Source organism: Streptomyces sp. CA-278952, assembly GCF_028747205.1.
Classification (GTDB): Bacteria; Actinomycetota; Actinomycetes; order Streptomycetales; family Streptomycetaceae; genus Streptomyces.
Genome location: NZ_CP112880.1, coordinates 4020656 through 4046864 on the forward strand (window position 1 = coordinate 4020656; position 26209 = coordinate 4046864).

Below are 26209 nucleotides of genomic sequence, written 5' to 3' on the forward strand. Positions count from 1 at the left end.
AGCAGGAGGCGGTTCCGGTGAAGATCCGGGTGGAGCGCGATGTACTCGCGGAGGCGGTGGCCTGGGTGGCCCGCAGCCTCCCGGCCCGTCCGCCGGCGCCCGTTCTCGCGGGCCTTCTGCTGAAGGCCGAGGACGGAGCTCTCAGCTTCTCCAGCTTCGACTACGAGGTCTCCGCCAGGGTCTCCGTGGACGCGGAGATCGACGAGGACGGCACGGTGCTCGTCTCCGGCCGGCTGCTCGCCGACATCTGCCGCGCCCTGCCCAACCGCCCGGTGGAGATCTCCACCGACGGTGTGCGGGCCACGGTCGTCTGCGGCTCCTCCCGCTTCACCCTCCACACACTGCCTGTGGAGGAGTACCCAGCGCTGCCGCAGATGCCGACCGCCACGGGCACCGTCCCCGGTGAGGTCTTCGCCTCGGCCGCCGCCCAGGTCGCCATCGCCGCCGGCCGCGACGACACGCTGCCCGTGCTCACCGGTGTGCGGATCGAGATCGAGGGCGACACGGTCACCCTCGCCTCCACCGACCGCTACCGCTTCGCGGTCCGCGAGTTCCTGTGGAAGCCGGAGAACGCCGACGCCTCGGCGGTCGCCCTGGTGCCCGCCAAGACCCTCCTGGACACCGCCAAGGCGCTCACGAGCGGCGACACGGTCACCCTGGCGCTCTCCGGCTCCGGCGCGGGCGAGGGCCTGATCGGCTTCGAGGGCGCCGGACGCCGGACGACCACGCGCCTCCTCGAAGGCGATCTGCCGAAGTACCGCACGCTCTTCCCGACCGAGTTCAACTCCGTCGCGGTGATCGAGACGGCTCCCTTCGTCGAGGCCGTCAAGCGCGTGGCCCTGGTCGCCGAGCGCAACACCCCCGTACGGCTCAGCTTCGAGCAGGGCGTCCTCATCCTGGAAGCCGGTTCCAGTGACGACGCACAGGCTGTGGAGCGCGTCGACGCGGTGCTGGAGGGCGACGACATCTCGATCGCCTTCAACCCGACGTTCCTGCTGGACGGTCTGAGCGCGATCGACTCCCCGGTCGCCCAGCTCTCGTTCACCACGTCCACCAAGCCCGCCCTGCTCAGCGGCCGCCCGGCGGTCGACGCCGAGGCGGACGCCGCGTACAAGTACCTGATCATGCCGGTCCGCCTCTCCGGCTGATCCCGGCTTCCCCCGGCCGACCGGGGGAGCTGTCCGCAGCAGTTTCCGGCGGGCCCGCTCGGCGCGGAGCGGGCCCGCCGCGCTGTCCCCCGCCGGGCGTAGGCTCGGTCCTGGGCGCAAACGCCCCGACGCTTATCGCCACGACGCTTAAGGAATCTCTGATGGAGCTCGGTCTCGTCGGCCTCGGCAAGATGGGCGGCAACATGCGCGAGCGCATCCGCCGCGCAGGCCACACCGTCATCGGTTACGACCGCAACCCGGATGTCGCCGATGTCCACAGTCTCGAAGAGCTTGTGGGCAGGCTGAAGGGCCCGCGGGTCGTCTGGGTCATGGTCCCGGCCGGTGCCGCGACCCAGTCCACGATCGACGAGCTGGCCGAGCTGCTCTCGCCCGGCGACGTCGTCGTGGACGGTGGGAACTCCCGCTGGACCGACGACGAGAAGCACGCCGCCGAGCTGGGCATCAAGGACATCGGTTTCGTGGACTGCGGCGTCTCCGGCGGCGTCTGGGGCCTGAAGAACGGTTACGCCCTGATGTACGGCGGCACCGAGGAGAACGTGGCGAAGGTCCAGCCGATCTTCGACGCACTGAAGCCCGAGGGCGACTTCGGCTCCGTGCACGCGGGCAAGGTCGGCGCCGGCCACTTCGCGAAGATGGTCCACAACGGCATCGAGTACGCCATGATGCAGGCCTACGCCGAGGGCTGGGAGCTCCTGGAGAAGGTCGACTCCGTCACCGACGTGCGTGAGGTCTTCCGCTCCTGGCAGGAGGGCACGGTCATCCGTTCCTGGCTGCTCGACCTCGCGGTCAACGCGCTCGACGACGACGAGCACCTGGAGAAGCTGCGGGGCTTCGCCGCCGACTCGGGCGAGGGCCGCTGGACGGTGGAGGCCGCGATCGACAACGCGGTGCCGCTGCCCGCGATCACGGCGTCGCTGTTCGCGCGGTTCGCCTCGCGCCAGGACGACTCGCCGCAGATGAAGATGATCGCCGCGCTGCGCAACCAGTTCGGCGGCCACGCGGTCGAGTCCAAGTCCGAGAACTGATCGGAACGCCGGCGACGCGTCGGCAGCGCAACAACCTGCGAAGCACCATCGGGAGAGGTCGGCCACCATGCACGTCACCCATCTCTCGCTGGCCGACTTCCGCTCGTACGCCCGGGTCGAGGTCCCTCTCGACCCGGGCGTCACCGCGTTCGTAGGGCCCAACGGGCAGGGCAAGACCAACCTGGTCGAGGCGGTCGGCTATCTCGCCACCCTCGGCAGCCATCGGGTCTCCTCTGATGCCCCGCTGGTGCGGATGGGCGCGGAGCGGGCGGTGATCCGTGCGGCGGTCACCCAGGGCGAACGGTCCCAGCTGATCGAGCTGGAGCTGAATCCCGGCCGCGCCAACCGGGCCCGTATCAACCGGTCCTCGCAGGTCAGGCCGCGTGACGTGCTCGGGATCGTACGGACCGTGCTGTTCGCGCCGGAGGATCTGGCCCTGGTCAAGGGCGACCCCGGTGAGCGGCGGCGGTTCCTGGACGAGCTGATCACGGCGCGGTCGCCCCGGATGGCCGGGGTCCGCTCCGACTACGAGCGGGTGCTCAAGCAGCGCAACACCCTGCTGAAGTCCGCGGCGATGGCCCGGCGGCACGGCGGTCGCTCGATGGACATGTCCACCCTCGACGTCTGGGACCAGCACCTGGGCCGGGTGGGCGCGGAGCTGCTCGCGCAGCGTCTCGATCTGATCGCCACGCTCCAGCCGCTGGCCGACAAGGCGTACGGGGACGTGGCTCCGGGCGGCGGTCCGGTGGCGCTGGAGTACCGCAGCTCGGTCGGCGAGGACGTGGGCCCCGAGCGCACCCGCGACGAGCTGTACGAGCAGCTGATCGCGACGCTCGTGGGGGTCCGCAAGCAGGAGGTCGAGCGGGGTGTGACCCTCGTCGGCCCGCACCGCGACGATCTGGTGCTCGGTCTGCGGGGGATGCCGGCGAAGGGGTACGCGAGCCACGGCGAGTCCTGGAGTTACGCGCTGGCGCTGCGGCTGGCCAGTTACGAGCTGCTGCGCTCCGAGGGCAACGAGCCGGTGCTGGTGCTGGACGACGTCTTCGCCGAGCTGGACGCCCGTCGCCGTGAGCGGCTGGCGGAGCTGGTGGCTCCGGGCGAGCAGGTGCTCGTGACGGCCGCGGTGGCGGAGGACGTTCCGGGCGTGCTGGCGGGGGCGCGGTACGCGGTGTCCTCGGGCGAGGTGGAGCGCGTATGACCGGCCGGGGCGAGAGCGGGGCGGGCCGACGGGGATCGGCCTCCCGCGCGGGCGGTACGGGAGCGGCGCGGGCGAAGGGCGCGGGCCGGGCCGGTGGGCCGGCAGAGGCGTTGCCGGATCCGGCCGCTTCCGGGACGACGTCCGGGACGGCCTCCGGGGCGCCTTCGGGGGCGTCGAAGCCGCTCGAGGTGACCGGCGTCGATCTCGCCCGGGTCGCGTTGCGGGCGGCGAAGGAGCAGGCCAGGGCACGGGGGGCGGCGGCGCAGCAGAAGAAGCAGGCCCGGCGGGGCGGCGGGCTGCGCTCGGGCGCCCGGTCGGACGGCCGGGATCCGCAGCCGCTGGGTTCCGCGATCAACCGGCTGATCACCGAGCGGGGCTGGGAGACGCCCGCGGCGGTCGGCGGGGTGATGGGGCGGTGGCCGCAGATCGTCGGCGACGATCTGGCGAACCACTGCGTACCCCTGCGGTACGACGACGATCCGGACGCCCGGGTGCTGACCGTCAGCTGCGACTCGACGGCGTGGGCGACGCAGCTGCGGCTGCTGGCTCCTCAGCTGGTGGCCCGGCTGAACGCGGATCTGGGGCAGGGCACCGTACGGATGATCAAGGTGGTCGGGCCGGGGGGCCCGGAGCGCCGGTTCGGGCCGTTGCGGGCGCCCGGCAGCAAGGGTCCTGGCGACACCTACGGGTGAGGGTGCGGGCCGCCGACGGGAGGGGGGCGGGCCCTCGTGGCCCCGCCGTCGGGTTCCCGCTCCGTACGCCCCTTCCGTAAGAATCATTGGTCACCGCGCTGAGCTGCACTTTTGGCGTAAACTTGTCGTGTACCGGGCGGGCGTATGGGTGGGTTCGTCGTGGTTCGCGCGAGAGGAAACCGGGCGGTACGGCCGGAGCGTCCCTCACCGTAGCGAGAGGTTGACAGCCCGAAGCGCTCAAAGCCCTTCAGGGCCTCTTGGAGCCCCTTCCCGAATATGGGGAGTCGTCAGCCGCTCATTCAGGGCGGCACATGCGTACTCAGGTACCGGCAAACCCCCATTCATGTCAGTGCTACCGGTAGACTGGTGAGTAATCCCGCCGCTGAGGCGGGAGTCGTCGATACAAGCCGAACGACGCAGCCGCTCCCGCCTGTCCGGAGAACGGCCTGTGCTGTGCCAGAAAGGGCGCTTCGTGGCCGATTCCGGCAACCCCAACGAGAACATTCCGTCCACAGCGGGCGAGCACGGCGAGGTCGCCGCCTCGTACGACGCCAGCGCGATCACCGTGCTGGAAGGGCTGGACGCGGTCCGCAAGCGGCCTGGCATGTACATCGGCTCGACCGGTGAGCGCGGCCTGCACCACCTCGTGCAGGAAGTCGTCGACAACTCGGTCGACGAGGCGATGGCGGGCCACGCGGACACCATCGACGTCACGATCCTCGCCGACGGCGGGGTGCGTGTGATCGACAACGGTCGTGGCATCCCGGTCGGCATCGTGCCGTCCGAAGGAAAGCCGGCCGTCGAGGTCGTGCTGACCGTGCTGCACGCGGGCGGCAAGTTCGGCGGCGGCGGTTACGCCGTCTCCGGCGGGCTGCACGGCGTCGGCGTCTCCGTCGTCAACGCCCTGTCCACCCGGGTCGCCGTCGAGGTCAAGACCGACGGCCACCGCTGGACCCAGGACTACAAGCTCGGTGTCCCGACCGCCCCGCTGGCCCAGCACGAGGCCACCGATGAGACCGGTACGACGGTCACCTTCTGGGCCGACGGGGACATCTTCGAGACTACCGAGTACAGCTTCGAGACCCTCTCGCGCCGCTTCCAGGAGATGGCGTTCCTCAACAAGGGCCTCACCCTCAAGCTCACCGACGAGCGGGAGTCTGCGAAGGCGACGGCGGGCGCGGACAGCGCGGACGCGGTCGAGCCCGCCGAGGAGGAGGCCGCCCGCACGGTCACGTACCACTACGAAAACGGCATCGTCGATTTCGTGAAGTACCTCAACTCCCGCAAGGGCGACGTCATTCACCAGTCGGTGATCGACATCGAGGCCGAGGACAAGGACCGTCTTCTCTCGGCCGAGATCGCCATGCAGTGGAACACGCAGTACACCGAGGGCGTCTACTCCTTCGCCAACGCGATCCACACGCACGAGGGCGGCACGCACGAGGAGGGCTTCCGTGCGGCGCTGACCTCGCTGGTCAACCGGTACGCGCGCGACAAGAAGCTGCTCCGCGAGAAGGACGACAACCTCACCGGCGAGGACGTCCGCGAGGGCCTCACCGCGATCATCTCGGTGAAGCTGGGCGAGCCGCAGTTCGAGGGCCAGACGAAGACCAAGCTGGGCAACACGGAGGCCAAGACCTTCGTGCAGAAGGTCGTGCACGAGCAGCTGACGGACTGGTTCGACCGGAATCCCAACGAGGCCGCCGACATCATCCGCAAGGGCATCGCCGCCTCGACCGCCCGGGTGGCGGCCCGCAAGGCGCGTGACCTGACGCGGCGCAAGGGGCTGCTGGAGAGCGCCTCGCTGCCGGGCAAGCTCAGCGACTGCCAGTCGAACGACCCCACCAAGTGCGAGATCTTCATCGTCGAGGGTGACTCCGCCGGCGGTTCGGCGAAGTCCGGCCGTAACCCGATGTACCAGGCGATCCTGCCCATCCGCGGCAAGATCCTGAACGTCGAGAAGGCCCGGATCGACAAGATCCTCCAGAACACCGAGGTCCAGGCGCTGATCTCGGCGTTCGGCACCGGGGTCCACGAGGACTTCGACATCGAGAAGCTCCGCTATCACAAGATCATCCTGATGGCGGACGCCGACGTCGACGGTCAGCACATCAACACCCTGCTGCTGACCTTCCTCTTCCGCTTCATGCGGCCCTTGGTGGAGCAGGGGAACGTCTACCTCTCGCGCCCGCCGCTCTACAAGATCAAGTGGGGCCGGGACGACTTCGAGTACGCGTACTCGGACCGGGAGCGCGACGCCCTGGTGGCGCTCGGCAAGCAGAACGGCAAGCGGATCAAGGAAGACTCGATCCAGCGCTTCAAGGGCCTCGGCGAGATGAACGCCGAAGAGCTGCGCATCACGACCATGGACGTCGACCACCGGGTGCTCGGGCAGGTGACGCTGGACGACGCGGCGCAGGCCGACGACCTGTTCTCGGTGCTCATGGGCGAGGACGTCGAGGCGCGGCGCTCGTTCATCCAGCGCAATGCCAAGGACGTCCGCTTCCTCGACATCTGAGTCGGCCGTACCAGCGACGCCGCAGCTCGAAAGGACTTTGACCAGCAATGGCCGACGAGAACACCCCTGTGACACCTGAACCCGCGACGCCCGAGGAAGTCATCGTCCCCGGTGTGGGCATGCGCGTCGAGCCCGTCGGGCTCGAGACGGAGATGCAGCGCTCCTACCTCGACTACGCGATGTCCGTCATCGTCTCGCGTGCGCTGCCCGACGTACGGGACGGCCTCAAGCCCGTCCACCGCCGGGTGCTGTACGCGATGTACGACGGCGGGTACCGCCCCGAGAAGGGTTTCTACAAGTGCGCCCGCGTCGTCGGCGACGTGATGGGCACGTACCACCCGCACGGCGACTCCTCCATCTACGACGCCCTGGTGCGCCTCGCGCAGCACTGGTCGATGCGCATGCCGCTGGTTGACTCCAACGGCAACTTCGGTTCCCCGGGCAACGACCCGGCCGCCGCCATGCGGTACACCGAGTGCAAGATGATGCCGCTGTCCATGGAGATGGTCCGGGACATCGACGAGGAGACCGTCGACTTCCAGGACAACTACGACGGCCGCAACCAGGAGCCGACGGTCCTGCCGGCGCGCTTCCCGAACCTGCTGGTCAACGGCTCCGCGGGCATCGCGGTCGGCATGGCGACCAACATCCCGCCGCACAACCTCCGCGAGGTCGCCTCCGGCGCCCAGTGGTATCTGGAGCACCCCGAGGCCTCGCACGAGGAGCTGCTGGACGCGCTGATCGAGCGCATCAAGGGCCCCGACTTCCCCACCGGCGCGCTGGTCGTGGGCCGCAAGGGCATCGAGGAGGCGTACCGCACCGGCCGTGGCTCCATCACGATGCGCGCGGTCGTCGCGGTCGAGGAGATCCAGGGCCGTCAGTGCCTGGTCGTCACGGAGCTTCCGTACCAGACCAACCCCGACAACCTCGCGCAGAAGATCGCCGACCTGGTCAAGGACGGCAAGGTCGGCGGGATCGCGGACGTCCGCGACGAGACCTCCTCGCGTACGGGCCAGCGCCTGGTCGTCGTCCTCAAGCGGGACGCGGTCGCCAAGGTCGTCCTGAACAACCTGTACAAGCACACCGACCTTCAGACGAACTTCGGCGCGAACATGCTGGCGCTCGTCGACGGGGTGCCGCGCACGCTGTCGATCGACGCGTTCATCCGCCACTGGGTGACGCACCAGATCGAGGTCATCGTCCGGCGGACGAAGTTCCGGCTGCGCAAGGCGGAGGAGCGGGCGCACATCCTGCGCGGCCTCCTCAAGGCCCTGAACGCCATCGACGAGGTCATCGCCCTCATCCGGCGTTCCAACACGGTGGACATCGCGCGCGAGGGCCTGATGGGCCTGCTGGAGATCGACGAGCTCCAGGCGAACGCGATCCTGGAGATGCAGCTGCGCCGGCTGGCCGCGCTGGAGCACCAGAAGATCACCGCCGAGCACGACGAGCTCCAGGCGAAGATCAACGGGTACAACCAGATCCTGGCCTCGCCCGCCAAGCAGCGCACCATCGTCAGCGAGGAGCTGGCGGCGATCGTCGACAAGTTCGGTGACGACCGGCGCTCCGCGATGGTGCCCTTCGACGGTGACATGTCCATCGAGGACCTGATCGCCGAGGAGGACATCGTCGTCACGATCTCCCGCAGCGGTTATGTGAAGCGCACGAAGACGGACGACTACCGCTCGCAGAAGCGCGGCGGCAAGGGCGTGCGCGGGACGAAGCTGCGGGAAGACGACATCGTCGACCACTTCTTCGTCTCGACGACCCACCACTGGCTGCTGTTCTTCACGAACAAGGGCCGGGTCTACCGGGCCAAGGCGTACGAGCTCCCGGACGCCGGCCGGGACGCGCGCGGCCAGCACGTCGCCAACCTGCTGGCCTTCCAGCCGGACGAGAAGATCGCCCAGATCCTGGCGATCCGCGACTACGAGGCCGTGCCGTACCTGATCCTGGCGACGAAGGGCGGTCTGGTGAAGAAGACCGCGCTCAAGGACTACGACTCGCCGCGCTCGGGCGGTGTCATCGCGATCAACCTGCGCGAGATGCCGGACGGCGGCGACGACGAGCTGATCGGCGCCGAGCTGGTGTCGGCCGAGGACGATCTGCTGCTCATCAGCAAGAAGGCCCAGTCGATCAGGTTCACCGCGACGGACGACGCGCTGCGCCCGATGGGCCGTGCCACCTCGGGCGTCAAGGGGATGAGTTTCCGCGAGGGCGACGAACTGCTCTCGATGAATGTCGTCCGGCCCGGTACGTTCGTCTTCACTGCTACCGACGGCGGGTACGCGAAGCGGACCCCCGTCGACGAGTACCGCGTCCAGGGCCGCGGCGGCCTCGGCATCAAGGCCGCCAAGATCGTGGAGGACCGCGGAACGCTCGTCGGTGCGCTGGTGGTCGAGGAGACGGACGAGATTCTCGCCATCACGCTCGGCGGTGGTGTGATTCGTACGCGAGTCAATGAAGTCAGGGAGACGGGCCGTGACACCATGGGCGTTCAACTGATCAATCTGGGCAAGCGCGACGCCGTCGTCGGCATCGCGCGCAATGCCGAGGCCGGCCGTGAGGCGGAAGAGGTCGATGGGGCCGATGACGTCGATGGCGAGCTGGCCGAGGTTCACGCCGAGGGCGTGAGCGAGGGCACTGTCGAGGGCATGGAGCCTTCGACCGGGGAGCACGAGGAGTAGAGCGTGAGTGGAGCCACGGGCGCCGGTTCGGCCGCTTCCGGAGCTGGAGCGAACGGTGCCCGTGGCCCTGCCACGGACTCCCAAGGGGGCACTGTGACGGACACACGAGGGCCTCAGCCCCAGTACGAGGGTTACGCGACCGGGCCCCTGCCCGGCGAGCGTGAGCCCGCACCGGGGCCGTCGGGGCCGTACCACCCGCCCAAGGCGTACCAGGGGCCCGGCGGCGACACCCAGGGCGGCCAGCGCCCCGGAGAGCCGGTCGGCGGCACGCTGGGGGGCGCGCAGGGCGTGGGCGGCGCTCAGGCGACGCGCAAGCCGCGCACGGGGGCGCGGACCACTCCGCGTACCCGCAAGGCCCGTCTGCGGGTGGCCAAGGCCGACCCGTGGTCGGTGATGAAGGTCAGCTTCCTGCTGTCGATCGCGCTGGGCATCTGCACCGTGGTGGCGTCGGCGGTGCTGTGGATGGTCATGGACGCGATGGGCGTCTTCGAGACCGTCGGCGGCACGATCAGCGAGGCCACCGGCTCGAACGAGAGCAACGGCTTCGATCTGCAGTCGTTCCTGTCGCTGCCGCGCGTGCTCATCTTCACCTCGGTCATCGCCGTGATCGACGTGGTGCTGGCCACCGCGCTGGCGACGCTGGGCGCCTTCATCTACAACCTGTCGGCGGGCTTCGTGGGCGGCGTCGAGCTCACGCTGGCCGAGGACGAGTAGCGCGCCGAGTATCGATTTTGGGACTGGCCCCGACGTGCGCTAATCTTCAGAAGTCAGCGCGACAGCGCGGCGGGGCTATAGCTCAGTTGGTTAGAGCGCATCCCTGATAAGGATGAGGCCACAGGTTCAAATCCTGTTAGCCCCACAGAACGAAGACCCCCAGTCACCAGTGGCTGGGGGTCTTCGCGTTGACGGGGCCGGTGCGGTCGGTCGGTCGGCTCTCGGCCGGACGGGGCTGGGTCGGGCTGGCCTGGGCTGGGTCGGGCTGGGTCGGGCTGGCTCGGGTCGGGGCTGGCTGAGGCCGGGGTCGGTTCGCGTGGGCGAGTTGGGTCGGGGAGCCGGGCGTACGGGCGGGTCCTTGGGGGCGGCCCGGCCCGGGGAAGGCCCCGGGCCTGCGGGACGTTGCCCGCCCGGTGTCCATGGGAGGTCACCGGGGCGCAGAACCGGCTCGGGACACACGGAAAGGGCCCCCGGCCGGTGTGAACCGGACCAGGGGCCCCGGAGTGCGGTGGGCGCCGGGATCAGGGGGGTGGCGCCGGGGAGTCGCCTTCCGGGGCTGCGTGGTGGGAGCCGGCCGGTCCGGTCGTGCGGGCGGCCTCCGCGGGGTCGAGCGACAGGTGCCGGGTGGCCGGGGAGGAGCCGTGGGCCTCCGCTCGGATGCGCTGCTTCATCGTGGGCGGAAGGGCCCGGTCACGCGGAAGGGTCCATCGGACCGAGGGGGCGATCGGGGTTGCCGCGGCGGCTGCCGTGTGCTCCTGGGTCGTGGTGCTCGGCTGCGCCGCGGCGTTCGCGGTACTCGCCGTGGCGGTGGCGAGGCCCAGCGACGCCAGGAGGGCGAAGAACGCGGTGATGAAGGCGGTCCAGAGGTTCTTGGGCTGGAAGGTGCTCATGGCCCCTCGCTTTCGGACGGTCCGGTTGCTGACTTCTCCGATCATGTGGATCCGGCCCGTGATTTCGAGGAGCGACGCCCGCTCCGCGCCGATCTTCGGATGAACACCACTCGTATGGTGCAACTGGAGTGGACAGGCCCTCGCGGACGGTCGGAAACGGGTGCTCGGAGGTCCTTCCGGACGCCGTGGAGGGGGTGCTCCGGGGCCCCCGGGCAGGTAACCGATCGGTATCGGCCGGTGTGTATAGTCGGCGACAGAAGGCCCATACGCCAAGGAAAGACGAGGTCGCGCGGTGAAGAAGCTTCTCCTGGTCGCACTGGCTGCCATCGGCGGGCTCCTCGTGTACCGCCAGATCCAGGCGGATCGCGCCGAGCAGGATCTGTGGACGGAGGCGACCGACTCCGTGCCCGCAGGTTCGGGTGTGTGAGACGGCACAGTCTGTTACGGGCCCCGGTCGCTGAGCGGCCGGGGCTTCGTGCTGTCCGGGGGCCGTTCGGCGGCGTGCGGGCCCCTTGTCGTGCGCGCGTGAGCCCGCGTCTCTTGGTCTTCCGGCCTCTTGAGTTCACTGGAGCACATACATAAATTGCTCTGGTGAACTCCGGTGGGGTGTCGGCCGGGGCCGGAACGCGGACAAGAGGGGCAATGCAGCTGTGGCCGGAGACACCGGCGGTGCGGGCGGGGCAGGATGGACCGGCATCGCGGCCGGGCGGTCGACGGCACCGGCGCGTGAGGACGACGAGGGGAAGCGCGTGAAGAGGCAGCGCAACAGGGGCCGGGTGGTGGCCGCGGTACTCGCGGCGATGTGTGCGGCGGCGGCCCTGCCGGGGCAGGCGCACGCGGCGGGCCCCGGGGTGTACGCGTTCGACCCCGACGCGAAGAACGTGCAGGGTGCGGCGACCAACGTCGAGGCGTCCACGCTGGACGAGGGCGTCCCGTACCGCAGCACGATCAAGCCGGGCGAGAAGCTCTACTACCGGGTCACGCTGGACGACGCCTCCGCCGCCTATGTCTCGGCGGTCGCGGTGCCCGGCGACAGCGGCGCGGTCGCCTACGGCGACGGCATCAACGTCAGCCTCCGGGAGAACGACGACACCCAATGCAGCGCGGAGCGGGCGAACTTCGGCGCGGGCGCGTACGCGCGTCCCATCGCCGCGTACGTCTCCCGGACCGTCAAGGAGGGCAGCCCCACCTGCCAGGAGAGCGGCCAGTACGACGTCCTCGTCGAGCGCGAGAGCAAGGAGACGTCCAACTCCGATGCCTGGGACCTGGAGTTGCGCTTCCTCCAGGAGCCGCGGTTGAAGAGCGGGGCGGCCATGCCGACCGACGGGCCCGAAAGCTGGCCCTCGGCCTCGGCGAAGCCGCTGACCGGGAAGCAGCAGAAGCGGTCCGGTGGGTCCGGGTACTCCGAGGCCACCAGCCTGGAGAACGGCCGCTGGCAGGACACGGTCGCCCCGGGGCAGACCCGCTTCTACCGGGTGCCGGTGGACTGGGGGCAGCAACTCCACGCCACCGCAGGGCTCTCCAACAGCACGGGCACCGGCAAGGAGTTCGTGGGCAACGCGCTCACCCTGTCGTTGGAAAACCCCGCCCAGGGGCATGTCTCCGACGCCACGCTCTCGTACTCCGGAGGGCCCGCTTCCGCGTCCCTGAGGCCGCTGCCCCCGGTGGCCTACCGCAACCGGTTCGCCCCCTCGACCCAGGTCAGCGCCGTGCGCTTCGCGGGCTGGTACTACCTGTCGGTGTCCCTCAGCCCGAAGCTCAAGGAGTCCTACGGTGCCGAGCCGATCCCGTTCGAGCTCGCGGTCCAGGTGAAGAACAAGGCCGAGACGTCCCCGTACGAGGGTGACGCCGGGGTCTTCGGCGTCACCGACCAGGACCGGGAAGTGGCCCGGAAGGGGAAGAACGCCCGGGAGGCCGCGCAGAGCGGCCCGATGACGGTGGTCGCCGCGGCCGGGATCGGCACGGGGTCCGTGCTGGTGCTCGGGCTGGGCGTCTGGACGCTGCTGGCCCGCCGCCGCGCCGCCGGGGCCCCGGCGGCGGGTTCGCCGACCGCCGGGGGCCACCAGCCGCCGCAGGGCTGGTAGCCGGCCCGGCGGCGGGGCGGTCAGATCCGGGTCAGGGCCCAGATGCCGACCGCGAAGCAGATCAGCGCCACCACCAGCACCGCGGCAGCCACCTTCGGCGGCGGTCCCGGACGCGTCACCCGTACGGGCGCGTGGGGCGCGGCGTGCTGCACCGGCGGGGCCGGCACCGGTGGTTGCCCCCGCTGGGCGGTGTAGGCGCGGGTGGCGACGGGATCGTGCGGTACGCCGGAGGTCGGTGCCTGGGAGGCATCCGGCGCGCCGACGGCGTACGGGGGCGGCGCGTCCGCCGTGAACGGTGCGGCCGGCGGCTGCTGGAACCCCGGCTGCTGGTACGGCTGTTGCTGCGGGGGAGAGGCCCCGGGCGGGGGCGCGAGGTGGAAGCTGCCCGTCTCGGACATCGACGTGGGGGGCGGTGCGGAGGCATGCTGACCGGGCCCCGGAACGGCCGGCCGCGCCGGGGCGGCCGTGGGGGCGGGTGCGGGCTCCTCGGGCTGCTGAGGGGTGGTTACGGGCCCGTCGGGGCCGAATCCCGCCGGCAGCGGCCCGATCTGGTCGAACACCTCCACCGGCTCGTCGTCCGGGCCGGGTTCGGGCAGCATCTCGACCGCCGCGGTCAGGGCCTTGCGGGCGCCCGTCGCGGTCCGGAACCGGGCGTGCGGGTCCGGCTGGAGCAGCCCGGCGAGAACCTGCCACAGCGGCTCGGGAATGGCGTTGGGCGCGCTCGGGGTGCCGTGCGCGGCGAAGTGCTCCACCAGCGCCTGGGAGTCGGGCTTCTGGCCCTGGAGGAGGTAGAGCGCGACCAGCCCGACCGCGAAGAGGTCAGCGGGGAAGTCGGGCTCGGCGCCCATCATCTGCTCGGGGGCGAAGTAACCGGGCGTACCGACCACGTAGTTGGTCTCGGTGAGCCGGGGTTCGCCCTTGCGCATCGAGATGCCGAAGTCGGAGAGGCGCAGATGCGGGCGGCCCGTTCCGGTCGCCTCCATCAGGATGTTGGCGGGCTTGATGTCGCGGTGCACCACCCCTTCGGCGTGCACCGTGGAGAGCCCCGAGAGCAGCTGGTCCAGCAGCAGACAGACGAAGCGCGGGGGCAACGGGCCGTAGTCTCCGATGACATGGGCGAGCGAGCCGCCGCTCACCAGGTCCATGGTGAACAGGACCTTGTCGTCGTCGGCGGCCCAGCTGGCCGGGGCCAGCACGTGCGGGTGCTCGATGCGCAGGGCCTGTTCGCGGACGAAGCGCAGCAGCGTGTGCGCGTCGCTCTGCTGGAGCACCTTGGCCGCGACGTACCTGCGGCGGCGGTGGTCCCAGGCGCGCCAGACGGCGCCGACCCCGCCCCGTCCGATCGGATCGATCAGCTCGTACCGACCAGCGAAGACCTCACCCATTGTGCTGCGCCCGCTCCCCGTTCCCGTGGTGCCGCGGCGTCTGCCGCGGCCCGTGTCCGGCCCCCGTGCCCTGCCGGCACCAGGGCGCCGCACGGTGTGCGCGTGCCCTGGCTCCGTCGTCCGTCGCGGTCCGGAGCCGCTAGCTCTGGTGCCCCTCGTAGTGCGCGACCGCGTCCGCGGTGCGTCCCGCTCCGTACACCTTGAGGAACTCTGCCAGCTCCGGGTGGGTCGGGGCGAGGGCGTCCGCGGCATCGATGATGTCGCCCGCCGCCGCGACCGACCGCAGCAGGGACTGGATCTCGCGCACCACGCGGCGGACGGTGGGAGCGCCGCCGGTGGAGGTGGTCTGGCCGGTGGCGGTCAGCACCGACCCACCCTGCGACTTCTTGACCTCCTCCATGCGGTCGGTGGCCTCGCCCGCGCTGACGCTGCCGTCGGCCACCTGGCTCGCCAGCTCCTGGAGGGCCTGGACGCGCTGGACCACCGCGGGATTCCCGATCTTGGCCCGCTGGCCGCTCATCAGTTGGGAGAGCATCGGGGCGGAGAGCCCGAGAACAGCGGCCAGCCGGGCCTGGTTCAGGCCGAGATCATCGATCAGCCGACGGAAGAGCGCCCCCAACGGCTCCCCGTACCAACTGCGTTGAAGTTCTCTGGCTCTTGCCGTCGCCTCTTGTTGCGCTGCGTCCATGGCGTCTCCCCATCCCTGCGGCTTCGCTGCTGCGAACCTTGCGAGCATCTTACGGAGCGTGGTCGTCCACGGGGAGTCCCTATCCTTTTGCAGGATTACGGGGGTCACCCGGTACTCTGGTCTGCGACGGTAGCCTTGGCACGGACGTGCTGGGCGTTGCCCTCGTTCGTTGTGGCCCGGGGCCTTAGCTCAGTTGGTAGAGCGCTGCCTTTGCAAGGCAGATGTCAGGAGTTCGAATCTCCTAGGCTCCACAATCCCAGCCCCCTGAACTGCGACAACGCGGTTCAGGGGGCCTTTCTCGTTCTGTCGCGGCCTGCGTCCGCGTTGGCGTACTGCCGAGCGCTTGGGCTCCTGCCGGGCTCCTGTCTCGTACGATCCGGAACCGGCGCGCTTCCTACGGGGCCGGGTGCCGGAGGTACCAGGCACACTTCATACGTAAACAGTCGAGCCACAAAAAGGACTCAGGCATGATCACGTTGACGAAGGAAGACGGCCCGGCCGACCTGGGTGGGGTGACCCATCTGTCCATCGGGGCGTCCTGGGACCCCACCGTCGGGAGCAGCGGCGGCCTGATGGGGAAGCTCCGGCAGAAGGCCGGCACGGACCTCGACCTGATCGCCATCGCGCTGCAGGGTGGGGACCCGGTGCGGCTGGCAGGTCTGGACTCGCTGGACCCGCTGGGCAACGGCTCGCTGGTGCACAGCGGGGACAACCAGAGCGGGCACGGTGACGGAGACGACGAGACGGTGACCGTCGAGTTCGCCAAGATTCCTTCGAACATCACGGCGATCGTCTTCATCGCCGCCGCGTACAAGAAGCGCAGCGCGTTCAGCAACGCGCGCAACATCAGCTTCAAGGTGTACGACGCGACGGGCGGCAGCACGCAGCAGGTCGCGGACATCTGGCCGAGCATGCTCACCCAGGACAACGGGGTCGCCGTGGCCAAGGCGATCCGCGAGGGCGCCGGCTGGAAGCTCCAGGTGATCAACGAGACCGGGAAGATCAAGCAGGGCGACGAGCAGGCCCTGATGCGCTTCGCCGTAAGCCGGTAGTCGCCGGTGGATCGGGGCCCCGCCGCCGTCTTACGGTGGAGCGGGGCGGGTCGGGGGCACGAACGGACGCGGCTGCGGTAACCGCCAGGGCGGTTACCGCAGCCGCGTCCGTTCTCTCAGGGGGTAGGCAGGCCCGGGGCGCTCCGGGTCAGGGCCGGTCGTCGAGGCCGGGGGTGTCCCCCTCGCCCGACTCGGCCTCGGCCTGCTTGGCCTTGACCTCCGGGTCGAGGTCGGCCCGGGCGCTGCCGTCGACCGAGCTGAGCGGCGAACGCTCGTCGCCCACCTCGGTGGCGACGGGCGGTTCGACCAGCCAGTCCGGGTTGGCCTGCTTGTCCCACCAGCGCCAGGCGGCGTAGGCGCCGCCGGCCAGGACGCCCAGCACCAGGAACCCCTTCGCGGCCCGGCCCGCCTTGGCCCGCCGCTGGTGCTTTCTGGCCAGCTTCTGGATCTCCTTGGCCGTCACCTGGGTGCGCAGCGCCGCGAGGGCGGCCGCGCTGCGGGCGGAAGCCTGCTCGGCGACGGGCAGGGCCACCGACCGGGCGTGCTCGACGCGGGGGGCGGTGTAGTCGGCGGCGCTCCGTGCGGCCTTACGGGTGGAGGCCGCCGCGCGGTGCGCGGCCTCGTCGACCCTGGGCGGCACGTGGGTACGGGCCTGTTCGAGGCGAGGTGCGAGGTGGGACGCGTACTGCACACGGGCCTGCTTGGCGGCCTTCGTCACCTTCGGCGCGAGTTGCGTACGAGCCTCGTGCGCGTAGTGGGCCGCCTGCTTCTTGGCTGTGTCGGCGTAAGGCGCCACCACTTCCGCGGCGTGCTGCGCGCTGTCCTTCGCCGAGTCGGTTGCGGCGCGCACGCTGTCGATGCGGGTCACGAGATCCTCCTCCTTGGTGGCGGGTAGGTACTCCGCCTGTCCGCCCAGTTCGAAATCATGCCTGTTGGGTCCACGCCCGGCATGCGGGACGGGCATCCGGGTCATGATCGCCCTTTGCGGCCCATACGGTTCATGTGAAGTGTGCCGACGACAATGCCATGGTTCGGTGCCGAACGCGCCGTTTCGTCCGGCATCCGGCCGCATGTTTCCCGGTCCGTGGGAGGATCGGCGGACGTCAGCGATGGATGTGACGTCAGGTGAAGGACGAAGGAAGGCAGACCGTGGCCGAGCAGCTTTACGCCACCTTGAAGACCAATCAGGGCGACATCGAGATTCGGCTTCTGCCGAACCACGCGCCCAAGACGGTCCGGAACTTCGTCGAGCTGGCCACCGGGCAGCGCGAGTGGGTCAACCCGGAGACGGGCGAGAAATCCACGGACCGGTTGTACGACGGCACCGTCTTCCACCGCGTCATCAGCGGTTTCATGATCCAGGGCGGCGATCCGCTGGGCAACGGCACCGGCGGCCCGGGCTACAAGTTCGCCGACGAGTTCCACCCGGAGCTGGGCTTCACGCAGCCGTATCTGCTGGCCATGGCGAACGCGGGCCCGGGGACGAACGGGTCGCAGTTCTTCCTGACCGTGTCCCCCACCGCCTGGCTGACCGGCAAGCACACCATCTTCGGCGAGGTGTCCGGCGAGGCCGGCCGCAAGGTCGTCGACGCCATCGCGGCCACCCCGACCAATCCGCGCACCGACCGTCCGCTGCGGGACGTGGTGATCGAGTCCGTGGTCGTCGAGACCCGCTGACGTCCGCTCCCGCCGGATACCCGCGCGGGAACCAACCGCCCCGGCCGTCCGTACTGATACATAGCGGACCAGCGGGGCGGCCCTGTTCGCGCCGCCGAGCGACGAGGACCGAGAGGCAGGCCAGGACCGATGGACCAGCAGCCGCCGGGGGACCGTGCCGCCACGGGAAGCGGGGCGCCGACGCCGACCTGCTACCGCCACCCCGACCGCGGGACCGGCATCAGCTGTACGCGCTGCGAGCGGCCCATCTGCCCCGAGTGCATGGTCAGCGCCTCGGTCGGCTTCCAGTGCCCCGACTGCGTACGCCAGGGCTCGGGCACCGGGCACCACCCGGCGGCCGGTCGGCCGCGGACGCTGGCGGGCGGCCCGGTGGCCGCCGATCCGCGCCTGGTCACCAAGATCCTGCTCGGCATCAATCTGGCCGTCTTCCTCCTGGTCTCCGTCCGCCCCGCGCTGGTGGGCGATCTGACGCTGCTCGGGCTGGCGTGGGACCCGAGCCCGCCGCCGGGATCCGTCGAGGGCGTCGCCGAGGGCCAGTGGTACCGCCTGGTGACCTCGATGTTCCTGCACCAGGAAGTGGTGCACATCGGGTTCAACATGCTGGGGCTGTGGTGGCTCGGCGGACAGCTGGAGGCCGCGCTCGGCCGCTCCCGCTATCTCGCGCTCTATCTGCTGTCCGGTCTCGCCGGCAGCGCCCTGACCTATCTGATCGCCGCGCCCAACCAGGGTTCGCTCGGGGCGTCCGGTGCGGTCTACGGCCTGTTCGGCGCCACCGCCGTGCTGATGCGCCGGATGAACTACGACATGCGTCCGGTGCTGGTGCTGCTGGCGATCAACATGGTCTTCACCTTCACCTGGGGCGGCATCGCCTGGGAGGCGCACGTCGGCGGTCTGATCGCGGGCGTCGTCATCGCCATCGGCATGGTCCACGCCCCGCGCGAGCGGCGTACGGCGGTGCAGGCCGGTGTCTGTGCGCTCGTCCTGCTGGTGACGGCCGGGATGATCGTCGCCCGCACGATGTCGCTCACCTGAGCGGAATGGGGTCCTCCACCCCCCGGTGGACCGAAGTTGTCCACAGTCTGCGCAGAATCTTGTGCATGGCAAGAGGAACATGCGTTCCCCTCGTCGCTGAACTGGGTCTTTCCTTCTGGGCAACGGGGTGCAGCCCCCCTCGACGAGGGAGGCTGCGGTCACACCGGCGTCAACGTGAGCGGAGGTTATCCACAGATCGTCTGACCTTTTCCCCCGACTGTGGATAACTCTGTGGGTAACTCAGGGCAGGGCTTGCGCGCGGAGGTGGTCCGTCACTTCCACTGCGTCGACACGGCGAATCCGCCGGCGATGAAGCCGAAGCCGACCACGATGTTCCAGTTGCCCAGGGCGTCGACCGGGAGATCACCCTCGGTCACGTAGAACACCACGATCCAGACCAGCCCGATGAGGAACAGGGCCAGCATCACCGGAGCGACCCAACTGCGGTTGGTCAGCTTGATGGTCGTTGCCTGCTTCGCCGGGGGCGGCGTGAAGTCGGCCTTCTTGCGGATACGTGACTTCGGCACGAGGGACTCTCCTGTCGATGCGCTGCGTGACCGCGCAGGGATCTGTGGCGGGCGCCGGGGGCGGGTGCCAGGGGGAATGCTGCCTCCCCCGAGCGTCCGTTAGCGTAGTGCTTCTCTGGCGCCTGATGAGATAAGGGTACGTTGAGCAATTCCGCCGACTCCCCAGAAGGCCCGGCCCGGCGCACCTCCGCGTGGGCGGTCCGGGGCCTCACCGCTGCGGTTTTCGCCCTGGCCGGACTCATCTTCGTCACCAGCGCCAACACCGCCAAGGGCACCAATCTGCGCAGCGACTCCTCCCTGCTCAAGCTCTCCGACCTGATCAGGGAGCGCAGCGAGAACAACGGCGAGCTGAACGACGCGGTCGCCGGCGCCCGCGCGGACGTCGACGCCCTCGCCCAGCGCGACGACGGCTCCACCAAGGCCGAGGACGCCCGGCTGAAGGCCCTGGAGAAGGCGGCCGGCACCACGAAGATCAGCGGCGACTCCGTCAGCGTGACGCTCGACGACGCGCCCCCCGACGCCACCGCCAACCCCGGCTACCCCGAGCCCCAGCCCAACGACCTGGTCATCCACCAGCAGGACCTGCAGGCCGTGGTGAACGCGCTGTGGCAGGGCGGGGCGCGGGGGATCCAGGTGATGGACCAGCGGCTGATCTCCACCAGCGCCGTCCGCTGCGTGGGCAACACGCTCATCCTCCAGGGCCGCGTCTACTCCCCGCCGTACAAGGTCACCGCGGTCGGTGACCCGGGCAAGCTCAAGCAGGCGCTCAACGACTCCACCGCGATCCAGAACTACCTGCTGTACGTGAAGGCGTACGGGCTGGGCTGGAAAGTCGACGACAACGAGGCGGTGACTCTTCCCGGGTACTCGGGCACAGTGGATCTCCACTACGCGCAGCCTGTGGAGTGAGCCCGAGCTGAGCCCCGGGGAGGCCGTCCGGTGTCGGTGCGAGTCGTCGTCAGAACCTTCAGCGAACTCTGCATCACCGCGGGGGCGCTGATCATCCTCTTCGTCGTCTACTTCCTGTTCTGGACAGGTGTGCAGGCGGCCGACGCGGCCGAGGGCGAGATCGACACCCTCCGGAGCCAGTGGGCCCATGAGCCCGTGGCGCCGGCCCCACCGCCCGCCTCCCCGGAGACGTCCCCCTCCACGACCCCGGACGCGGACCGGACCCCGGACCCGGGCCCAGCCCCGTACCGCGCCGGAAAGCCCTTCGCGACGATGCACATCCCGCGCTTCGGCGCCGACTGGGAGTGGCCCGTCCTGGAGAACACCGCGGTCACCACCCTGCAGAAGGGGCTCGGGCACTACAGCGGAACGGCCCGCCCCGGTGACACGGGCAACTTCGCGGTGGCCGGGCACCGGCGGACGTACGGTGACCCCTTCAAGGACTTCCCGCGGCTGCGGCCCGGGGACGCGGTGGTCGTGAACGACGGGACGACCTGGTTCACGTACCGCATCGCGAGGAAGCCGTACCGGACCGTGCCCACCGACACCGCCGTCGTCGCCCCGGTGCCCCGCGGCTCCGGCTTCGAGGACGCCGGACGCTATCTGACGCTCACCACGTGCGAGCCGGAATGGGGCAGCAGCCACCGGCTGATCGCCTGGGCGCATCTGGACGCCACGCGGCCGGTGAGCGGCGGAAGGCCCCCGGAACTCTCCGGCTGACCGTGCTCGTCCGTGCTTTTCCACAGCTGACCCCCTCCCCGGCCGCGGCCCTCTAGTCTGGTGCCGGTACCGAATGGAGGGGTCAGCATGTACGGCTGGATCTGGCGGCATCTGCCGGGCAACGCATGGGTGCGGGGTGTCATCTCGCTCGTGCTGGTTCTGGCGGTCGTCTACGCGCTGTTCCAGTACGTGTTCCCCTGGGCGGAGCCGCTGCTGCCGTTCGGTGATGTGACCGTCGACGGCGAGAGCGCCGGTGGAGCAGGAGCAGACCAGTGAGCGCACGCGTCCTCGTCGTGGACAACTACGACAGCTTCGTGTTCAACCTCGTCCAGTACCTCTACCAGCTCGGCGCCGAGTGCGAGGTGCTGCGCAACGACGAGGTGACCCCCGCCCACGCGCAGGACGGCTTCGACGGGGTCCTGCTCTCCCCGGGCCCCGGGACGCCCGAACAGGCAGGTGTCTGCGTCGAAATGGTGCGTCACTGCGCGGACACCGGCGTCCCGGTCTTCGGCGTCTGCCTGGGAATGCAGTCGATGGCGGTCGCGTACGGCGGCGTCGTCGACCGGGCCCCCGAACTGCTGCACGGCAAGACCTCCCCCGTGACCCACGAGGGCAAGGGCGTCTTCGCCGGACTGCCGTCCCCCTTCACCGCGACGCGCTACCACTCGCTCGCCGCCGAACCCGGCGCGCTGCCCCCGGAGCTGGAGGTCACCGCCCGCACGGCGGACGGCATCATCATGGGGCTGCGCCACCGCGACCGGGCGGTGGAGGGCGTGCAGTTCCACCCCGAGTCGGTGCTCACCGAACACGGCCACCTGATGCTCGCCAACTGGCTGGAGCAGTGCGGAGACCAGGGGGCCGTCGCGCGGTCGGCGGGGCTCGCGCCGGTGGTGGGCAAGGCCGCCGCGTGACCGTAGGCCGCCCCGGGCACGAGGCCGGACCGGAGGGCCCCCACGCGCAAGGGGGGTACGGGGCCGACGGCGCGTTCGTGGCAGCGGTGGACGGCCTCGCGGATCCGCTGAGCGATCCGCTGCCCGGCGGGCACGCCTCACCGTGGTTCCGGGCGGACAACATCCCGGACGGCCCGGGGCCGGGCCCCGGGTCAGCTCCCGGGCCGGTGCCCGCACCAGGCCCCGGAGCGCCGGAGTCGGTGTCGGCGTCCGTGCTCGGCCACGTACCGGATCCCGTGCCCGGACACGTACCGACGGCGGTGTCGTCGCACGAGGCCGGTTACACGGCTCACCAAGGGCCTCAGCGGCCCCAGGGAGCCCCGAACGAGTGGTACGACCCCGCCGGGTACCAGCGCGACTGGTACGGGCCGCAGGAGCCGTCTGCGCGCATGGCTCCGGCCGAGGGACCGGCCCCGGACCTCCCCGCCGAACCGCGCACCGAAGTCATGGCCGCCGTCGCCGGAGGGCCCGCCGAGCCCCGCACCGAAGTCATCAGCCGCATACCGGCCGAGCCCGGTCCCGGTCCCGGGACGGCTTCCCGCCCCGGGCCGCCTCCCTCCGGTGGGCGGGCCGAGCGGAGGCGGGCGGCCAAGGGACGCGGCCGGCGGCGCCCGGAACCGGTCGTCGAACAGGCCGCCCCGGCCGCCCCGATGTCCCGGATGGAGGCCCGGCGCGCGGCCAAGGCGGCCAAGGACAGCCCGGCGGTCGTCGCCAGCCGGGTGGTCGGCGAGGTGTTCATATCGCTGGGCGTCCTGATGCTGCTGTTCGTCACCTACCAGCTCTGGTGGACCAACATCCGGGCCGAGCAGATCGCCGGCAAGGAGACGAACCGCATCCAGGACGAGTGGGCCAAGGGCGACCGGAAGCCCGGGGTGTTCGCACCCGGCCAGGGCTTCGCGATCATGCACATCCCCAAGCTGGACGTCGTCGCCCCGATCGCCGAGGGCATCGACAAGGAGAAGGTGCTCGACCGGGGGATGCTCGGCCATTACGGCGAAGGCAGGCTCAAGACCGCGATGCCCTCCGACAAGCAGGGCAACTTCTCCGTGGCCGGCCACCGCAACACCCACGGCGAGCCGTTCCGCTACATCAACAAGCTCGAACCCGGCGACCCGATCGTGGTCGAGACCCAGGACGCGTATTACACGTACGAGATGGCCAGCATCCTCCCGCAGACCGCGCCGTCCAACATCTCGGTGATCGAGCCGGTACCGGTGGGTTCCGGGTTCGACGGCCCGGGCCGGTACCTCACGATGACGACCTGCACCCCGGAATTCACGAGTACCTACCGGCTGATCGTCTGGGGCAAGATGGTCGACGAACGGCCGCGCAGCCAGGGAAAGCCCGACGCGCTCGTCGGCTGAACATCCTCACGACAGGGACGGTGCGGTGGCAGCGAGGACCGAGCACGACGAGCGGGCCGACACGTCTCCCTCCCAGTTGGACGCGCCCGCGGCGCGCCGGCGAGGCCGCCACCCCGTCCAGACGGCCGTCAGCGTCTTCGGCGAACTGCTGATCACCGCGGGCCTGGTGCTCGCGCTGTTCGTCGCGTACTCCCTGTGGTGGACCAATGTGCTCGCCGACCGCGAGGCCGGCAGACAGGGCGACACGGTCCGCAGCAGATGGGCGGACGGACCCGGCGCCCTGGACACCAAGGACGGCATCGGCTTCCTGCACGTGCCCGCCATGAAGAACGGCGAGATCCTGGTCAAGAAGGGCACCGAGCCCGAGACCCTGAACAACGGCATCGCGGGCTACTACACGGACCCGGTCGAGTCGGCCCTCCCCTGGGACGACGAGGGCAACTTCACGCTGGCCGCGCACCGCGACGGGCACGGAGCGAAGTTCCACAACATCCACAAGCTGGAGAACGGCGATCCGGTCGTCTTCGAGACCAAGGACACCTGGTACGTCTACAAGGTCTACAAGAAGCTCCCCGAGACGTCGAAGTTCAACGTGGACGTGATCCAGCCGGTCCCGGAGGAGTCGGGCGTCAAGGAACCGGGCCGCTACATCACGTTGACGACCTGCACGCCGGTCTACACCTCGAAGTACCGGTACATCGTGTGGGGCGAGCTGGAGCGTACGGAGAAGGTCGACAAGGACCGCACCAAGCCGGTCGAGCTGCGCTGAGCCGCCGAGGAACTGCCGCTCGCGCCCGGGCACACGGGAAGGGCCCCGGTCACCGTCAAGGCGACCGGGGCCCTTCCCATGTCGGGTGAGGTGGGCGGAGGGTCAGTCGTCGCCCAGGCCTCCGATGAAGCCCCCGCCGTTCCCGCCGTTCCCGTTCCCGCCGTTCCCGCCGCCCTCGATGGTCACGAGGGTGACGGTGCTGCCCTTGTCCGCCTGGGTGGTCGGCGCCGGGCTGCTGGTGATCACCTTGGCGTTCGGCTTGTCGACCGAACCCTGGGAGAGCGCGACCACGAAGCCGAGCCCTTCGAGCTGGGCCTTCACGTCCTGGTACGGCCTGTTGCCGATGTCACCGGGGATCGCGACCTGCTCCGGCTGCGCCGGGCCCTTGGAGACCTTCAGGACGATCTGCGCGCCCTTGGCCTGCTTGCTCGGGCCCGTGGGCGTCTGCTCGATCACCTCTCCGGCCGGCTTCTCCGAATCCACGTCGGTGCGCGAGATGTTGGTGAAACCGATGCCCCGCAACTGCTGCTCCGCCGCCTCGTACGTGCGGGTCCGCATGTCCGGCAGGTCGAGAGTCGCCTGGGTCGCCACGGTGATGGTGATCTCGGCCCCGTCCGCGGCCTTCTCGCCGCCCTTGGGGTCCTGCTCGATCACGGTGCCCTCGGTCTTCTCGGACTCCTCCGTGGTGACGTTGACCGTGAAGCCCTTGCCCTCCAGGACCTCGCGGGCGCCGTCCTCGGACTTCTCCAGGACGTTGGGGATCTCGATCTTCGGCGCTCCGGCGGAGACGACGACCGTGACGGTGCCGTCCTTGTCCATCAGTGCGTCGGCCGCCGGGTCCTGCGAGCAGATCTCGCCCTTCTCCTGCTCCTCGCACGGCTCCTCGGCGCCGACCTTCACGGTGACGTCGGTTCTGGCCGCGAGTTTCTCCGCTTCCTGCACCGTGGAGCCCACCAGGTTCGGGGCGTTGATCTGGCCGTCGTCGCTGGTCGGGGAGAAGATCACCTGGCCGATCAGGATCGCGCCGACCAGCACCAGGATGCCCGCGACGACCAGCAGGATCGTCGAGGTGTTGCTCTTCTTCTGCTGGCGTCGGCGGCCCTGGCGGTCGTCGTAGCCGTAGCCGCCGTCGTCCGGGTTGACCGGGGGCAGCATCGAGGTCTGCGCGTTGTTCGGGTCGGCCGGGCGCAGGGCGGCGGTGGGCTGGTCGGTGTGGTAACCGTCGTAGCCCCCGTACCCCGCGGCGCCCATCGCCGCCGTGGCCGCGACCGGCTGGCCGTCGAGGCAGGCCTCGATGTCGGCGCGCATCTCGTCGGCGGACTGGTAGCGGTAGTCCGGGTCCTTGGTGAGCGCCTTCAGCACGATCGCGTCCATCTCGGGCGTGATCTCGGAGTCGAAGTTGCTCGGCGGCTGCGGCTCCTCCCGGACGTGCTGGTAGGCCACCGCGACGGGCGAGTCCCCGACGAAGGGGGGTCGCACGGCGAGCAGCTCGTACAGCAGGCAGCCGGTGGAGTACAGGTCGGAGCGCGCGTCGACCTGCTCGCCCTTGGCCTGCTCCGGGGAGAGGTACTGGGCGGTGCCGATGACCGCGGCGGTCTGCGTCATCGTCATCCCGGAGTCGCCCATGGCGCGGGCGATGCCGAAGTCCATGACCTTGACCTGGCCGTTGCGCGTCAGCATGACGTTCGCCGGTTTGATGTCGCGGTGGACGATCTGGGCGCGGTGCGAGTACTCCAGGGCCTGGAGGATGCCGACCGTCATCTCCAGCGTGCGCTCGGGGAGCAGTCTGCGACCGGAGTGCAGGAGCTCCCTCAGCGTCGACCCGTCGACGTACTCCATCACGATGTACGGGATGGAGACCCCGTCGACGTAGTCTTCGCCGGTGTCGTACACGGCGACGATCGCGGGGTGGTTGAGCGAGGCGGCCGACTGGGCCTCACGGCGGAACCGGGCCTGGAAGGACGGGTCGCGGGCCAGATCGGCCCGGAGCGTCTTCACAGCTACGGTGCGGCCGAGCCGGGTGTCGTGCGCGAGGTAGACCTCGGCCATGCCACCACGGCCGAGCACCGAGCCCAGCTCGTACCGGCCGCCGAGGCGACGCGGCTCTTCCATCTGTTCCA

General features: G+C 70.2%; 24 protein-coding genes and 2 tRNA genes. 20 read left to right on the plus strand and 6 right to left on the minus strand.

Going from position 1 to position 26209, the window contains the following annotated elements; genetic code table 11:
- Positions 1-17: 17 nt before the first annotated feature.
- The 8 genes from dnaN (at position 18) to N7925_RS18030 (ending at position 10148) form a co-directional block, all read left to right on the plus strand.
- On the plus strand, positions 18-1148 hold the full coding sequence (dnaN, locus tag N7925_RS17995; protein ID WP_228921967.1) for a DNA polymerase III subunit beta: 1131 nt from the start codon (positions 18-20) through the stop codon (positions 1146-1148).
- Between the two features lie 161 nt (positions 1149-1309).
- Positions 1310-2194, plus strand: a complete 885-nt coding sequence (gene gnd / locus N7925_RS18000; RefSeq protein WP_265600581.1) for a phosphogluconate dehydrogenase (NAD(+)-dependent, decarboxylating) — start codon at positions 1310-1312, stop codon at positions 2192-2194.
- Positions 2195-2261: 67 nt separating this feature from the next.
- Positions 2262-3392 carry a DNA replication/repair protein RecF gene (gene recF, locus N7925_RS18005; RefSeq protein WP_274344451.1) on the plus strand — a complete coding sequence of 377 codons (1131 nt, stop codon included), beginning with the start codon at positions 2262-2264 and terminating at the stop codon, positions 3390-3392.
- Positions 3389-4084 carry a DUF721 domain-containing protein gene (locus tag N7925_RS18010; protein ID WP_274344452.1) on the plus strand — a complete coding sequence of 232 codons (696 nt, stop codon included), beginning with the start codon at positions 3389-3391 and terminating at the stop codon, positions 4082-4084. The genes recF and N7925_RS18010 overlap by 4 nt, the downstream gene beginning before the upstream one ends.
- 448 nt (positions 4085-4532) lie before the next feature.
- Positions 4533-6602 (plus strand): DNA topoisomerase (ATP-hydrolyzing) subunit B, encoded by a 2070-nt coding sequence (gyrB, locus tag N7925_RS18015; RefSeq protein WP_274344453.1) that lies wholly within the window; start codon positions 4533-4535, stop codon positions 6600-6602.
- A gap of 47 nt (positions 6603-6649) precedes the next feature.
- Positions 6650-9289: a DNA gyrase subunit A gene (gyrA, locus tag N7925_RS18020; RefSeq protein ID WP_265600584.1), complete on the plus strand. Its 2640-nt coding sequence runs from the start codon at positions 6650-6652 to the stop codon at positions 9287-9289.
- Positions 9290-9382: 93 nt separating this feature from the next.
- Positions 9383-10003, plus strand: coding sequence for a DUF3566 domain-containing protein (locus tag N7925_RS18025; protein WP_274344454.1), 621 nt, complete (start codon positions 9383-9385; stop codon positions 10001-10003).
- Positions 10004-10074: 71 nt separating this feature from the next.
- Positions 10075-10148, plus strand: a tRNA-Ile gene (locus N7925_RS18030).
- A gap of 376 nt (positions 10149-10524) precedes the next feature.
- Here the strand turns inward: N7925_RS18030 and N7925_RS18035 are convergent.
- The gene (locus N7925_RS18035; RefSeq protein ID WP_274344455.1) at positions 10525-10893 is read right to left on the minus strand and encodes a DUF6344 domain-containing protein; all 369 of its coding nucleotides are present in this window, start codon (positions 10891-10893) and stop codon (positions 10525-10527) included.
- A 292-nt stretch (positions 10894-11185) separates the two neighbouring features.
- On the opposite strand from N7925_RS18035, the gene N7925_RS18040 reads away from it, so the two are divergent.
- Both N7925_RS18040 and N7925_RS18045 read left to right on the plus strand, forming a co-directional pair.
- Entirely contained in the window at positions 11186-11320 is a 135-nt protein-coding gene (locus N7925_RS18040) for a DLW-39 family protein (RefSeq protein WP_003958712.1), read from the plus strand.
- Positions 11321-11642: 322 nt separating this feature from the next.
- Positions 11643-12977: a hypothetical protein gene (locus tag N7925_RS18045; RefSeq protein WP_274344456.1), complete on the plus strand. Its 1335-nt coding sequence runs from the start codon at positions 11643-11645 to the stop codon at positions 12975-12977.
- A gap of 20 nt (positions 12978-12997) precedes the next feature.
- Here the strand turns inward: N7925_RS18045 and N7925_RS18050 are convergent, their stop codons facing one another.
- Together N7925_RS18050 and N7925_RS18055 are read right to left on the minus strand one after the other, a co-directional pair.
- Complete coding sequence (locus N7925_RS18050) at positions 12998-14362, minus strand: serine/threonine protein kinase (RefSeq protein WP_274344457.1); 1365 nt, start codon at positions 14360-14362, stop codon at positions 12998-13000.
- Positions 14363-14501: 139 nt separating this feature from the next.
- Positions 14502-15050: a helix-turn-helix domain-containing protein gene (locus tag N7925_RS18055; protein ID WP_265600588.1), complete on the minus strand. Its 549-nt coding sequence runs from the start codon at positions 15048-15050 to the stop codon at positions 14502-14504.
- 178 nt (positions 15051-15228) lie between these two features.
- Between N7925_RS18055 and N7925_RS18060 the strand changes: the two genes are divergently transcribed.
- Positions 15229-15301: transfer RNA gene (locus N7925_RS18060), tRNA-Ala, on the plus strand.
- A gap of 216 nt (positions 15302-15517) precedes the next feature.
- Complete coding sequence (locus tag N7925_RS18065; protein WP_018957304.1) at positions 15518-16102, plus strand: TerD family protein; 585 nt, start codon at positions 15518-15520, stop codon at positions 16100-16102.
- A gap of 148 nt (positions 16103-16250) precedes the next feature.
- Here the strand turns inward: N7925_RS18065 and N7925_RS18070 are convergent, their stop codons facing one another.
- A complete protein-coding gene (locus tag N7925_RS18070; RefSeq protein WP_265600589.1) occupies positions 16251-16970 on the minus strand; it encodes a DUF5324 family protein in 720 nt (239 codons plus the stop codon).
- Between the two features lie 281 nt (positions 16971-17251).
- Here N7925_RS18070 and N7925_RS18075 point away from each other — a divergent pair, with 281 nt between their 5' ends.
- Together N7925_RS18075 and N7925_RS18080 are read left to right on the plus strand one after the other, a co-directional pair.
- Positions 17252-17779: a peptidylprolyl isomerase gene (locus N7925_RS18075; protein ID WP_265600590.1), complete on the plus strand. Its 528-nt coding sequence runs from the start codon at positions 17252-17254 to the stop codon at positions 17777-17779.
- Between the two features lie 129 nt (positions 17780-17908).
- Positions 17909-18811, plus strand: a complete 903-nt coding sequence (locus N7925_RS18080; RefSeq protein WP_265600591.1) for a rhomboid family intramembrane serine protease — start codon at positions 17909-17911, stop codon at positions 18809-18811.
- A 272-nt stretch (positions 18812-19083) separates the two neighbouring features.
- Here the strand turns inward: N7925_RS18080 and crgA are convergent, their stop codons facing one another.
- Positions 19084-19338 (minus strand): cell division protein CrgA, encoded by a 255-nt coding sequence (crgA, locus tag N7925_RS18085; RefSeq protein ID WP_265600592.1) that lies wholly within the window; start codon positions 19336-19338, stop codon positions 19084-19086.
- Between the two features lie 141 nt (positions 19339-19479).
- Here crgA and N7925_RS18090 point away from each other — a divergent pair, with 141 nt between their 5' ends.
- The 6 genes from N7925_RS18090 (at position 19480) to N7925_RS18115 (ending at position 24089) form a co-directional block, all read left to right on the plus strand.
- Positions 19480-20247 (plus strand): DUF881 domain-containing protein, encoded by a 768-nt coding sequence (locus N7925_RS18090; protein ID WP_265600593.1) that lies wholly within the window; start codon positions 19480-19482, stop codon positions 20245-20247.
- Positions 20248-20277: 30 nt separating this feature from the next.
- On the plus strand, positions 20278-21006 hold the full coding sequence (locus tag N7925_RS18095; protein WP_265600594.1) for a class E sortase: 729 nt from the start codon (positions 20278-20280) through the stop codon (positions 21004-21006).
- Between the two features lie 87 nt (positions 21007-21093).
- Entirely contained in the window at positions 21094-21282 is a 189-nt protein-coding gene (locus N7925_RS18100) for a hypothetical protein (RefSeq protein ID WP_003967905.1), read from the plus strand.
- Positions 21279-21917, plus strand: a complete 639-nt coding sequence (locus N7925_RS18105; RefSeq protein ID WP_018957297.1) for an aminodeoxychorismate/anthranilate synthase component II — start codon at positions 21279-21281, stop codon at positions 21915-21917. The genes N7925_RS18100 and N7925_RS18105 overlap by 4 nt, the downstream gene beginning before the upstream one ends.
- A complete protein-coding gene (locus tag N7925_RS18110) occupies positions 21914-23320 on the plus strand; it encodes a class E sortase (protein ID WP_274344458.1) in 1407 nt (468 codons plus the stop codon). Before N7925_RS18105 ends, N7925_RS18110 begins: the two co-directional genes overlap by 4 nt.
- Positions 23321-23345: 25 nt before the next feature.
- The gene (locus N7925_RS18115; protein ID WP_274344459.1) at positions 23346-24089 is read left to right on the plus strand and encodes a class E sortase; all 744 of its coding nucleotides are present in this window, start codon (positions 23346-23348) and stop codon (positions 24087-24089) included.
- Between the two features lie 102 nt (positions 24090-24191).
- Here the strand turns inward: N7925_RS18115 and pknB are convergent, their stop codons facing one another.
- Positions 24192-26201, minus strand: a complete 2010-nt coding sequence (gene pknB / locus N7925_RS18120; RefSeq protein ID WP_274344460.1) for a Stk1 family PASTA domain-containing Ser/Thr kinase — start codon at positions 26199-26201, stop codon at positions 24192-24194.
- Positions 26202-26209 lie beyond the last annotated feature (8 nt).